Source organism: Pedobacter sp. 05T44 (assembly GCF_056395985.1).
In genome coordinates this window covers 1-13,700 of the sequence record NZ_JBFTKO010000008.1, presented here as the reverse complement: position 1 = coordinate 13,700, position 13,700 = coordinate 1, and the positions used below count along the sequence as shown (strand labels likewise).

The window sequence follows — 13,700 nt, the reverse complement described above, 5'->3', positions numbered from 1 at the left end:
TTACCCAAACTTAACAGTATAACATGATAAAAAAGTTTTTGTTGTCTTCCCTGATTGTATTGTGCAGCCTCTCGGCCCTCAACGCACAAACAAAAACAAAAGAAACTAATAAATTAGAGGATCCCGATAATTTAGCTTCGCAGTATTTTTCGCAGGTGATGGGTGTTGCTGTTGATGCAACTTCTAATATTAAACTCTACAAATTCATTTACGAATGGATTGGCACCCCTTACAGATTTGGGGGAAACACGAGTAAAGGGATTGATTGTTCCGCTTTTACAAAAGCTATTTACGATAAAGTTTTCAACACTACTATATTAAGAAATTCAAGAGACATTTTCAGCATGGTTGACCCATTGCCAAAAGATGAACTAAAAGAAGGTGATCTTGTATTTTTTAAAATAAAAAGCAGAACCATTACGCATATCGGTATCTATTTGGGAGATAATCGTTTTGCCCATGCTTCATCAACGCGTGGTGTTGTAATCAGTAATTTAAATGAACCTTATTACTCTAGATATTTTTATAAAGGCGGAAGAATAATTGATGCCGTAAAGAATGATCTGATTGAAGAATAAATCCTATTTGAATAGAAACGCATTTAAGTCTTCCTAATATTTTAGGAAGACTTTTTTTATAAAATAATAATGAGACTTCTAAGCATAAGCCTTTTAAATATCGTAATCAGTTTAATCCTGTCAAGTTGCACTACCACGGCTTCAACTACTGACCTTTCACAGATTCAGGATATCATACAAAAGGATACTACAGCTTTAAAAAAAGATACCATTTCTATAATTGGCGTTGGCGATATTATGCTTGGATCAGCCTATCCTGATAAATCAAATTTACCAAAGGGCGATGCTATAAAGAGCTTTAAAAATGTAGATACCTTTTTAAAAGGAGATATCGTTTTCGGGAATCTTGAAGGATGTTTCCTGAACAGTGGGAAATCTACAAAATGCAAGGATACGACCGGAAATAGTTGTTTTGCTTTTAGAATGCCCGAAAGATATGCGGTAATTATAAAAAATGCTGGTTTCAATTTACTAAGTGTTGCAAATAATCATGTCGGTGATTTTGGCTTTAAGGGCAGGAAGAGAACAACCACAATTCTTGATTCACTAAATATAAATTACGCAGGCCTGCAGTCGCACCCTTCAGTAATTTTTGAAAAAGATAGTATCAAATATGCTTTCTGCGCATTTGCCCCTAATGAAAACACCGTTTCTATTAATAATCTTGACAGTGCAAAATCACTCGTTTCAAGATTAAAAGCACAAGTTGACATTGTTATTGTCTCCTTTCATGGTGGTGGCGAAGGAGCTAAATTTGAACACGTTCTCAGAGCCGATGAAATATTTTATGAAGAGAACAGAGGTAACGTATATGCGTTTGCACATGGTGTAATAGATGCGGGAGCAGATGTAGTTCTTGGTCATGGTCCGCATGTTACCAGGGCAGTAGAAGTGTATAAAAACAAGTTCATTGCATATAGCCTTGGTAACTTCTGTACTTATGGAATGTTTAGTCTTAAAGGGCCTAACGGATTTGCTCCATTATTACAGCTTAAGATCAAGTCGAACGGCGATTTTATTCTCGCAGACATCATTTCAGTAAAACAAGATAAAATCCACAATTTAACTATAGACAACAATTACACTGCCTTTAAAAAGATCCAGTGGTTAACCAATACTGACTTCCCCGAGCATCAGTTAACTTTCTCTGCAAATGGACGCATTGAATTAAAAAAGAACTAAGCTTCGTCCTTTGTATTCTTTATTAAGCCTATACCAGACACAAAGAAAATAATACCAATAATGGCAACTACAATCAATTCTCTTGTCTGAATGCTATGTTGAACATATCCGTACCCAGCATAAATAAGCGCTATTATTCCCAAAACAGTTAAGATAGTTCCAAAAGTTCGTTTAACATTCATAAGGTAAATTTTAGTTACATTAGTTACTAATACAATATCTGTGCCCGATTGTTCGTACCTTGACTTATTCATTATTCTAATTAATTATAACGCTATGGAATACACTTTTTACATTATCCTTTTTATCGCAGCTGTGATATTAATCAGTTCATTTGTAACGGTTAAACAAGGCACAATTGCAGTAGTAACTATTTTCGGAAAATACAGAAGATTATTAAGCCCGGGACTAAGCTTAAAAATACCCCTTATTGAGAATATTCACTCCAGAATTTCAATACAAAACAGATCTGTGGAGCTTTCTTTCCAGGCAGTAACACAAGATCAGGCCAATGTATACTTTAAGGCCATGTTGCTATACTCTGTAATTAATCATGACGAGGAGACGATTAAAAACGTTGCCTTCAAATTTGTAGATTCTACAAACTTAATGCAAGCCCTAATTCGTACTATAGAGGGCTCCATAAGGGCATATGTTGCCACCCAAAAACAAGCAAATGTGCTTGCACAGAGAAACGAAATTGTTGACCATGTTAAGCATCAGATAGATCAGGTACTAGAAAGCTGGGGCTATCACTTACAGGATCTGCAACTTAACGACATTACATTCGATGAAGAAATTATGCGCTCTATGAGTCGCGTTGTGGCCTCAAACAATCTAAAAGCTGCTGCCGAAAACGAAGGCCAGGCTTTATTAATTACAAAAACCAAGGGTGCTGAGGCAGACGGTAATGCTATTAAAATTGCTGCTGCTGCAGAACGTGAGGCTGCCCAGCTTAGAGGTCAGGGTATTGCGCTGTTTCGTGCAGAAGTTGCACATGGTATGACCAAAGCCGCACAAGAAATGGAAGAGGCTAATCTTGATATATCAGTTATTCTTTTTACTATGTGGACAGAATCTATTAAACAATTTGCCGAGAACAGTGAAGGCAATGTTATTTTCCTTGATGGATCTACTGAAGGTATGAATCGAACAATGAAAGAAATGATGGCCATGCAGATGCAAAAGACCTCTGACAATAAGAAATAAATATAGGAAGATGGTCTAAAAAAAGAGCCTTGAAAATCAAGGCTCTTTTTCGTAAAACTACAAATAATCCTTTATTGGAATTCTTTTACAGTTTTAACAACACTCTTATCTTTAGGATTTGCTGACTTCATAAAATCAAGCATTACTTTTAAACTCTCTTCTTCAACAAAATCAAAGCTTTCTTCCTTAGCAATTTTGGCGCCTTTCTTTATTGGAGCAAGTCCTCTTTCTGCCCTCAACAGATTTGTTTTCTCTAGCGATTTAGCTTCAAGACTGTCGCGCTCTGCTTTAAGTTTGCTTTCATTTAAAGTTATCGAAACCTCTTTTTCTCTGTTCTTCATGTCAGCTATATCCTGGTTAAGTATCTTGTAATCTAAAGACTTAGCCATTCTTTCCTGATGAAGTTTGATCAATTCTGGTTTAATAGGATTAAGATCTGCAACTGCCATAAAATTAGATTTCTTCACTTCATCCCAAGGTAATGCTGATTTCTCAGTGTCTTCTCCAATTTTATCCATTGGATATACAGAAGGGAACACTATATCAGGCATTACACCCTTATGCTGTGTACTGCTACCCGTTACACGATAGAATTTAGCCATTGTTAAATTGATCTGACCGAGTTGAGGTGGAGCAACTCCATCTTTACCCGCAGCTCCGCCTGCTACATTTTTACCTACTAAAGCAGCAAGTCTTTGCAGGATCGACGGATTTACAAGCTGATTCATGTCAATCGAAGATTGTACGGTTCCCTTACCGTAAGTCTGAGTTCCCATGATAATTCCACGTCCATAATCTTGAATTGCACCCGCAAAAATCTCCGAAGCAGAGGCACTCAATCTATCAACCATTACACCAAAAGGTCCTTCCCAAATTGCACCTGCATTTGTATCCTCATTAACTTCAATCCCCCCTTTAAGATCTTTAACCTGCACAACAGGCCCTTTATCAATAAATAAGCCCGTAAGATCAATAGCTTCTACCAGAGAGCCTCCACCGTTGGCTCTTAGATCCATAACTATTGCATCAACCTTATCACGATTTTTAAGGGTATCAATTAATAATCTTACATCACGGGTTGTACTTTTATAGTTAGGATCTCCGGCTCTAGCAGCTTTGAAATCCGCATAAAATGCCGGAACCGTAATGATACCAATCTTATATGGCTGCCCGTTAGATTGTATTGTTTTAACTTTTTTCTTAGCAGATTGTTCTTCCATAACAATCTTTTCCCTCAGCAACTCAACAATCACCGGTTTCGAAGAAAGATCCATTCCTACAGGAATTATTTTCAATCTAACTTTAGTTCCTTTAGGACCCTTAATTTTTGCTACAGAGTTTTCTATTCTCCATCCAATGATATCTTCAAATTCAGCATTTCCTTGTGCTACACCAACGATTCTATCTCCTGCACTTAGCAGTTTGCTTTTAAAAGCCGGGCCTCCAGGAATGATCTCTGAAATTTTAAGCACCTCATTCTCCAATTGCAATCGTGCTCCTATACCTTCAAATGAGCGAGCCATGTCTTCATTAAAGGCCTGTGCATTGGCCGGATTAAAGTAATTAGTATGCGGATCTATTGTCTCTGTAAAGGCATCCATAATGGTCTGGAATATATCCTGATTATTAACTTTAGATGCCTGCGACTTTAAATTCTGATACCTCTTGGTTAAGGTTTCAACATTTTTAGCTTCGGTTGTGCCTGCAATTCTTAGGTTAACAAGCTCATATTTTACTTTCTTTTTCCAGATATCGTTCAAAGCTGTTGAAGACGTTGCCCACGGCATTTTTTCACGATCAAAAGTATAGGTATCATTTTGATTGAAATCATACTTAGCTTTTATCTGATTTAAAGAATATGCCAGCCATTCGTTATATCTTTTCAGATAAACATTAAATATATAAAAAGGGGCATTTAGATTTCCACTCCTAAAATCATCATCTAAAGAAAACCTAAATTTTTCAAACTCTTTTATGTCTGATGATAAGAAGTAATACTTATAAGGATCAAGATCCTTTATATATTTATCCAAAATCAAAGAAGATATTGAATCATTAACTTTTATTTTTTTGTAATTCCAGTTTTCAATAAGCGTAACTATTTCTTTGCATACCAGTGCTTGTTTTTCATCGGGCACAATATTACTTACACCCTGAACCATTTGCTGAGGTTGCGGTGATGCATGACATGCGAGTACAGCTGCGGTAAAGGTTACCAATAATATTCTTTTCAACATCTCTTTTACTAATTTAAAATCCATTTTATAATTACACACTAATATGATACCAATTTCATAAATAAACAGAAAAGAGACAGTAATAATACTGTCTCTTTTCTGTAAACTTACGAAAGTTATGGAAATACTATTAAAAAAACTAAACTAAAAACACCTTCAAATACAGAAGATTACAATTATGTATTTTTATTTCTTTTTTGATGATTTCTTTACCGTTTTAGTGGCTGCTAGTGCAGGGAGCATAGATCGTGCCTCTTTAATCTGATTTTTGAATTCATTGGTATTTGCAGCTTTTGCTAAAAGCTCAGCTCTATTAATATCTTTAGTTGCTAAAGTGTATTCTTTTTTTCTGATTTTTACATTCGCGGCGCCCAACACAGACTCTATATAAGCGGAACTATTACCTATTTGCTTTGCCAATATCCCTTGCTGGGTATAAAACCATAAAGACTGAGTAGGCTTATTCAATGCCAGATAAATTCTACCCAACTGGCTATAAGACTCCATTTGACCATTTCGGCTCCCGATTTTTGAGTAATTTTTTAAGGCAACATTTAAAACCACTTGTTCTGCTTCACTAAAATGAGCCAACTGATAATGAACGTTACTTAATCTCATCAAAGCCTCACCATAACGGGCAAATTGTTTAGCACTATTATATTCAAAAGCCGCTTTCCCAAATAAGGTTACTGCTTCGTTAAGTTCTCCATTTCGTTCATTTTTCTCAGCTTCAGCAAAATATGTATCTCCTTCGTTCTCATCCAGATTGGATACCACAATATTTATAGCTCCACTTCCCTGAGGGGGCTGCTGAGGCAGAAAATGACTGGTTTGGGTCATCGCTTGATTTGATATAATCAGAAAAATGATTGCTAACCAACTCTTGTTCATATGGTAAAGATATAACAAAAGTAATAAACAACACTATATCATCTTTATCAACCCTAGACAATCCCACCCATTAGGGGGTCTGTTTTAGCTTCAATACCGCTTTCTACTCTTCCCGCAAACCGCTCTTCAAAAACATCGTTTCCTTGTAGTTTTACACTGATATCGTACCAATGGTAAGATTTTGAAAGGTCCAGAACAATGCTCGTCTTACTGCCAGCCGCAACTAATTTAGTTTGGCGACCTTTGCCATAACTATTGTCTATTATAATCAATGTCTGAGCTGTCGCTCCATTATTAACAATATCAAGTTTAATATTGCCAGTCAACTTAGCCGGATTAAGTCGATTATGCTCATAATTAGCATGTAACCTTACTTGCGGATTATTCTTGTTTCCAATAAACTCTCTATAAAACCCATTAGGCCCATGAATGCGGAGATGATAGACACCACTTTCAAATGCATTAACAGGCCAGCTATAATTTAAATGATCTCCAGCAGAGACAGCGAATGACCAATTTCTGGAGATTTCATCTTTACTTATTTCGTCGTTGTACTTGACAGGGACACTTACAGTAAATGGAGATCCAAGTGCTTTTTTATCGAAAACCCTATTCCCAGACATGAAATTGATCTCAAAACCTGTCTTGTCCTCACTTAGCCCTCCGTCAACATATAGTTCATAAGGCAAGGCGCAAGATGAGCGTATTCCTTTTTCCTGAATCAACATTCCTGCCTTTTGGCCTTCAATTTTCCTGATCTCCGCATCCGAAAGTTTTTTGAATCCTATGGGATTACCTTTAAATTTAGCATTATATATGGTTTCAACATTTTTATTCCTGTCAAGAAAAGCGATCTTTTCTAATTTATCGCCATTATAAGGAGTAAAAGCAGAGGTAAGATCCCCACAAATTGTCCGACGCCATTCGCTAATATTATCAAGCTTTATATTCTTTTTGAATTTCTTATTTACAAATCCTTCCAAAAATTGTAAGGTTGAAGTATGGTCAAAAACCTGTGAACACACCTTACCTCCTCTAGTCCAGGGAGATGCAATAACCATCGGCACCCTAAAACCTAAACCTATAGGAGCTTCGCGCGCCTGACTTTTAGGAATTCCCTGTTTTAACTCGTTTTCCAAACGTACATGTTCTATCTCAGTTTCTATACCTACAGAACATTTTCCGGTTCCTGGTAATTTAGCATCTGAAATCGAAAAAGGGGGAACATGGTCAAAATAACCATCGTTTTCGTCATATGTAACAATGAATATTGTTTTCTTCCAAACTTCAGGATTCTTAGTTAGAATATCCAAAATCTCTGACACATACCATGCCCCATACCATGGAGCACTTGGATGATCCGAAAAGTTTTGGGGTCCTGCAAGCCATGACACAACCGGCAGTTTTCCAGTATTTACATCTTGCCTGAATTGATGAAGCAAATCTCCTTTTGGCACAGTCACCTTTCGTTGTTCGCTTTGATCATTATAGGTTAAAGCGGTAATAGATCGAAAATCAGGATCTCCGGAATTGATTACAAAAGCTCTTTTGTAAAGGTTCTTTTCTTTCTCCGATAGCTTTTCATAACTTTCCTTGTTCCACTTCGAAAGTTCACTACGAGCATTATCCAACACTTCCTGCTTTTTTCGAACGCTTTCAAGAGCCTTTTTCCCATCCTCTTCACTAGATGGAGTTCTTTCCTGCAATTTATTAATCTCTCCGGGAAGCTCTTCCGCTTGCTTCTGTAGATTTTGTATATACCGCTCGGAGAATTTAACATTATAAGCTTTAAAGAATTCCAAAAGATTACACCCGAAGTTTGACAACCAGGACCTTTCTTCACCGATAAATCCACCTCCACAGCTTAAATCATTTTGATAAAATTTCCAGGGGATATTATTCTCTTCCAACAGTTCCGGAAAAGTACTCCATGGCATATTCCCATAACCAAAATCTGTATTTCTGATGTTGGCTTTAGGAATGTCATTCTCATCATGAGTAATTTTGCCCGTCCAAAAAAATGAACGATTAGGTGTAGTACTGGTCATTGCAGAGCAAAAGTTCTGGTCACATACCGTAAAAGCGTCGGCCATGCTATAATTAAATGGTAAGTCCTCACGGGTATAATAGCCTAATGTTAAAGGCATATCCGCATATGCTTTATTCCCCGATCGTTTTGCTGGGAGCCATTTATCATATTTCCCAAAATTATTAGCATCTACTTGGCTAGCTCTCGAATGAGGGAGATCTCCCATCCATGTAACTTTTGTATCTTTTATATTTAATCGAAATGGCGAGTAGGTACTACCAGTTGCATCCGTTTGCAACCATACAGGTTTTTTATCCGGCAGGTAAACAGCGCGTGGATCATTAAACCCTCTTACTCCCTGCAAGGTTCCAAAACAGTGATCAAAGGAGCGGTTCTCCTGCATTAGTATAACCACATGTTCGGCATCAAGATAGGTACTACCTATTTCCGGATTTATAGCAAAAGCCCTTTGTATTGCAGAAGGCATCATGGTTGCGATGGCCGTACTGCCTGATAATAACGCTACCTTTTTTAAAAAGTCTCTGCGTGAGTCAATTTCGTTCATAATTAAGTTTTCGTGCGACAACGTCACAGGTCAAATATCTTTCACGAAATTAAAATTAATGTTAGCGCGTAGTTAATCTATAAGAAAAACAGTATTATAACTGTTACGTTATCACAACCAGCGATGTGTTATTAGGGAAATACCTGCAACCTGTCATCAAAAGCAGCCCAAACCATATAAGGATGAGAGTCTAAGTGATAAATTTCTCCTTTTGATGAAATCCCTATTACACCTGCAAAACCATCAATAAGTTTCAACTCTGCAAAAGATTTATCACAAGCATCTTTCAGACTAAACCCATCCGTTACACGAGTAACTATTTTTGCTGCCATAGCAACGTTAACAATATCCTCTCCCACACCCGTACAAGAAATACCAGCAAACTGATTTGCAAAATTTCCCGCTACAGTGGCAGAGTCACTTACTCTGCATGGGATTTCAAAGCCCTTTCCCCCTGTCGAAGTTGCCGCAGCAATATTGCCATCAGCGTCCAATGCCACACAACCTACAGTTCCTTTCCTTTCCTGCTGGTTCAATTTTGCCTCGTACTCTTGTTGTCTTTGGGGGGTAATAGGATCAAAATAGTCAAAGCCGTTTTTGGCGGCAAAAGCACATGCTCCTTCACCACTTAATACCCTGTCTTCATACTTGAGTAATTTCTCAGAAACCTGAATAGGATTTTTTATGTCCTCAATATTGATAACCCCACTAAATTTTTGAGTTTTACCATCCATTAAAGATGCACTTAAACGCACCTTGCCGTCACTTTGTATCTGGGATCCCAAACCTGCATTAAACAATTGGTCATCTTCAAGCAAACTAACGGCATAAACTACCGTTTCTAATGCCGTATGTGTTTTCAAATAATTATGGGCTTGGCTAACTATAGAAGCCAAGGCTTGTTGCTTTGACTTTTTTGTTTCCTGATTGGTACCAGATTCGCTAAAAAAACCGCCATGTATAATTACTTTCATCCTAATCTGTTGAAACAACCTTTGGGTGATGAATGGTCAACTTATGCTCAGTAAGGTTATAGGTATCTCCATCACACATCACATGTACAATCATATTTTTAATAGAAACCGGCTGCCCCATCTCAACATCTGTTAAATTGGTATCGGCCATATCTCTGCCATCAACCAAAATGACCATTCCACTGCCTATAGCTTCCATCTTATTTCCTTCCGAAATATACAATCCTGTATCTTCACCTAACCCTATACCCAGAATCCCCGGATTACTTGCTGTAGCATATAACAGACGACCGATTCTACCTCTTTGGACAAAATGTGTATCTACAATTACACCATCGATAAACCCTAGTCCGCCGGTAATTTTCACCTCTCCTTTCAAAAGTGCATCCTTGGAACTTCCCTGATAGATCATATTTTTTGAAGATGCTGCAGCTCCTGCTGATGTCCCCGCAATTACTACAGGTTCATTCTGATACTTATCTAATAAGATCTGATGAATCGATGTCCCTCCAAATATGGATGACAAGCGAAGCTGATCTCCTCCTGTAAATATAATTACATCAGCCGCCTTAACCCTCTCGCAATTCTCATTTGAATTAGCTTGTTCCCGACTACTAATATTTAATACACCAACGTCATGTACATCAAGCTGTGCAAATGCCTTTATATATTCTTCTCCGACTTTCTCTGGAATAAGGGAGGCTGTGGTAATGATTTCAAATCTGGATTTACTATCTCTTACAGATTCAACAGTGATTTTCTTTAAAATACCCCTTTCAAAAAAGTTCATATTTTGGGGCAACCCGAACTGAGTTTCGGTAAAACTTCCGGTATTTATTGCACCCCCTATAATAATTAATTTACCCTTCGGAGTCATTTTAAATATTTATATTTCCAATAGGGCCAAACTTAGATAAAATTGATTTGTAATGCAATTTTAACMCAATTAACAATTTCATTATTTAAACTTTACTTCCAAATTATTTATATAAAATATATTCACAACAAATTGGATTAACAACTGCATAATTCTCAGAAAATTTTTATACTTTAATCTCTCCATTTAAAGCATAAAGTAATCCGGGTAAAAGTTCGAAATACTTTTAAAAATATGCTGTAAAAAAGCCAAGGGCATTTTCTTCAAAGAGAGCAACAGTAAACAACAAACTTATTTAAGCTTAGCGTGTTATAGAACTAACGCTAGGTGGATTTAATCATTAAAGAACAAATTTATACCAATGAAAATATTAGGCATACAGGTGCTTCGTGGACCAAACATTTGGTCGATAAACAGAAAAAAGTTGATTCAGATGAGGCTGGATCTTGGGGAAATGGAGCAGAGGCCTACCAATCTTATCGATGGTTTTAGAGAACGTATTGAAAAATTGATCCCAACCTTGCAAACTCATCGATGCTCCAAGGGCGAACCAGGTGGTTTTTTAGCAAGGATTGAGGAAGGCACCTGGATGGGTCATGTAATTGAACATATTGCATTAGAAATTCAAACCCTGGCAGGTATGGACACTGGATTCGGAAGGACCCGACAAACCAAAACGGAAGGCATTTATAATGTCGTATTTAGTTACATTGAAGAAAAGGCAGGAATTTATGCTGCCGAAGCCTCTGTTCAAATTGCTGAAGCATTAATAAACAACCATGAATACGATCTGGAAACAGATATACAACGCATGCGTGAGCTTAGAGAAATGGAAAGACTGGGCCCAAGTACAGGTTCTATTGTAGCTGAAGCAATCTCAAGAGATATCCCGTGGATAAGGTTAAATAAAAGTTCCCTGGTCCAGTTGGGATATGGTAAAAATCAGGTTCGCTTTCGCGCTACCATGACGGAAAAAACCAACAGCATAGCGGTTGATATTGCCGGCAATAAAGATGAAACTAAGAGACTGTTACAGGATTCTGCTATTCCAGTTGCTAAAGGAGTGACCATATCAGACATCGAGGACCTTCCCGATGCTATAAAAAAGGTAGGCTTCCCACTGGTATTTAAACCACTGGATGGAAATCATGGCAGAGGTGCCACTATAAATGTCAAAACTGTTAAGGCGGCCACTGAAGCTTTTGAATATGCTAAGAATTATTCAAGAAGAATAATCATTGAACGGTTTATTACCGGATACGATTTCAGGGTACTGGTAATTGATCATAAAATGGTTGCAGCTGCTCTGCGAGTTCCGGCACATATCACCGGCAACGGACAAGATACTGTTCAGCAATTGATAGACAAAGAAAATGAAGACCCACGAAGAGGTTATGGCCATGAAAACGTCCTAACTGAAATTACGGTCGACAGGGATACCTTAGACTTACTGGCAAAAAAGGATTACACATTAGATTCTATACCTCCACAGGGTGAAACAGTTTATCTAAAATCAACGGCAAACTTAAGTACAGGTGGTACGTCAATTGATGTTACAGATCTTGTTCATCCGCAAAACGTTTTTATTAGTGAGCGCATTTCAAGAATAATTGGCTTAGATATTTGTGGTATAGACATCATGGCCGAAAACTTAACCCAGCCACTTCCAGAAAACGGAGGGGTTGTTTTAGAAGTAAATGCAGCTCCTGGTTTCAGAATGCACCTTGCGCCTAGTGAGGGCTTACCAAGAAACGTAGCCGCCCCTGTTATTGACATGCTATATCCGCCAGGCAAGGACGCAAGGATTCCAATTATTGCGGTTACAGGAACCAATGGAAAAACTACCACTACAAGATTAATCGCTCATATTGTTAAAAGCAATGGAACCAGGGTTGGCTTTACAACATCAGATGGGATTTACGTGCAAAATACAAAACTCATGAAAGGCGATACAACTGGTCCAGTTAGTGCAGAGTTTATTTTAAGAGACCCTACTGTAGAATTTGCGGTATTAGAAACTGCCCGTGGAGGTATTTTGAGAGCCGGGCTAGGATTTAACAAGTGTGACATCGGTGTTGTTACCAATATTCAGGAGGATCACCTTGGAATATCCGACATCCATACACTAGATGATCTTTGCAGGGTAAAAGAAGTAGTAATTGGTGCAGTAAAACGAACCGGATGGAGCGTACTTAATGCAGATAACAAATATTGTATAAAAATCGCGAACAATGCAGATAGCAATGTCGCTTATTTTAGCATGGACGAGAAAAATCCCGTTATTAAAGAACATTGTAAAAAAGGTGGTATTGCCGCTATTTATGAGAACGGGTACATCACTATCAAGAAGGGCGACTGGAAAATAAGGGTAGAGAAGGTTACCCACATCCCATTGACTTTTGGTGGCAGCGTTGATTTTATGATCCAGAATGTCCTCGCAGCTACCCTTGCTACATTTTTATGGGGATATAAAATCGAAGATATCAGAATGTCGTTAGAAACATTTATACCTTCGGCAGCTCAAACACCGGGCAGAATGAATACCTTTAAATTTAAGGAGTTCAAGATCCTGGTTGATTTTGCTCATAACCCTGATGGCTTTAACGGAATAAAAGCCTACTTACAAACCATTGAAGCAACCGAACATGTAGGAGTAATATCAGGCACTGGCGACAGGAGAGATGAAGACATAAAAGAGACTGCCCGAATTGCTGCACAGATGTTTGATAAAATCATTATCTGTCAGGAGAAATACCTGAGAGGTCGTGATCAACAAGAAATAATTAATCTGTTGATAGACGGAATCCATGAAATAAAGCCAAACATGGAAATCATTATCAATAATAATGGAAATGATTGCTTGAAATATATTATAGCAACTGCAAAATCAGGATCATATGTTACCATTTTAAGTGATACTATTGACAATGCTATTGTTAAAGTTTCTGAATACTTAGATAAAGAATTCGGGGTTTAAAAAAATAGTACATCATAAAAAGGCCGGGAATCTCCCACGAATGGTCGGAAGATTAACTCTTCCGACTTTTTTTATTTTTAGGCAAGCTTAATTTTGTTTCAACTATCTGATTATCAATTATTTATTTGCAATTCTCGTTGGTTTTAAGTATATTAAATGCTGTAAATCAATAAGATATTGG

The 13,700-nt window shown here is 37.5% G+C and carries 10 protein-coding genes; 4 read left to right on the top strand and 6 right to left on the bottom strand.

The genetic code is table 11. The features are described from left to right. Nucleotides 1–23 precede the first annotated feature (23 nt). A complete protein-coding gene (locus tag AC1DDK_RS13820; RefSeq protein WP_172661842.1) occupies nucleotides 24–578 on the top strand; it encodes a C40 family peptidase in 555 nt (184 codons plus the stop codon). Between the two features lie 69 nt (nucleotides 579–647). Then, the gene (locus AC1DDK_RS13815; RefSeq protein WP_288884276.1) at nucleotides 648–1,760 is read left to right on the top strand and encodes a CapA family protein; all 1,113 of its coding nucleotides are present in this window, start codon (nucleotides 648–650) and stop codon (nucleotides 1,758–1,760) included. Here AC1DDK_RS13815 and AC1DDK_RS13810 read toward each other — a convergent pair. Then, the gene (locus AC1DDK_RS13810; protein ID WP_246269628.1) at nucleotides 1,757–2,014 is read right to left on the bottom strand and encodes a hypothetical protein; all 258 of its coding nucleotides are present in this window, start codon (nucleotides 2,012–2,014) and stop codon (nucleotides 1,757–1,759) included. The two genes, AC1DDK_RS13815 and AC1DDK_RS13810, sit on opposite strands and share 4 nt — an antisense overlap. A 22-nt stretch (nucleotides 2,015–2,036) precedes the next feature. On the opposite strand from AC1DDK_RS13810, the gene AC1DDK_RS13805 reads away from it, so the two are divergent. Beyond that, entirely contained in the window at nucleotides 2,037–2,969 is a 933-nt protein-coding gene (locus AC1DDK_RS13805; protein ID WP_172661844.1) for an SPFH domain-containing protein, read from the top strand. A 71-nt stretch (nucleotides 2,970–3,040) separates the two neighbouring features. Here the strand turns inward: AC1DDK_RS13805 and AC1DDK_RS13800 are convergent, their stop codons facing one another. The 5 genes from AC1DDK_RS13800 to AC1DDK_RS13780 form a co-directional block, all read right to left on the bottom strand. After that, nucleotides 3,041–5,230 carry a carboxy terminal-processing peptidase gene (locus tag AC1DDK_RS13800; RefSeq protein WP_288884347.1) on the bottom strand — a complete coding sequence of 730 codons (2,190 nt, stop codon included), beginning with the start codon at nucleotides 5,228–5,230 and terminating at the stop codon, nucleotides 3,041–3,043. A gap of 162 nt (nucleotides 5,231–5,392) precedes the next feature. Beyond that, on the bottom strand, nucleotides 5,393–6,097 hold the full coding sequence (locus tag AC1DDK_RS13795; RefSeq protein WP_172661846.1) for a tetratricopeptide repeat protein: 705 nt from the start codon (nucleotides 6,095–6,097) through the stop codon (nucleotides 5,393–5,395). A gap of 53 nt (nucleotides 6,098–6,150) precedes the next feature. Next, a complete protein-coding gene (locus AC1DDK_RS13790; RefSeq protein ID WP_172661889.1) occupies nucleotides 6,151–8,682 on the bottom strand; it encodes a phosphocholine-specific phospholipase C in 2,532 nt (843 codons plus the stop codon). 140 nt (nucleotides 8,683–8,822) lie between these two features. After that, nucleotides 8,823–9,665 (bottom strand): isoaspartyl peptidase/L-asparaginase, encoded by an 843-nt coding sequence (locus AC1DDK_RS13785; protein WP_172661847.1) that lies wholly within the window; start codon nucleotides 9,663–9,665, stop codon nucleotides 8,823–8,825. 1 nt (nucleotide 9,666) lies between these two features. Further along, nucleotides 9,667–10,542, bottom strand: a complete 876-nt coding sequence (locus tag AC1DDK_RS13780) for a cyanophycinase (RefSeq protein WP_172661848.1) — start codon at nucleotides 10,540–10,542, stop codon at nucleotides 9,667–9,669. Between the two features lie 361 nt (nucleotides 10,543–10,903). On the opposite strand from AC1DDK_RS13780, the gene cphA reads away from it, so the two are divergent. Next, on the top strand, nucleotides 10,904–13,519 hold the full coding sequence (gene cphA / locus AC1DDK_RS13775; protein ID WP_172661849.1) for a cyanophycin synthetase: 2,616 nt from the start codon (nucleotides 10,904–10,906) through the stop codon (nucleotides 13,517–13,519). Nucleotides 13,520–13,700: the final 181 nt, after the last annotated feature.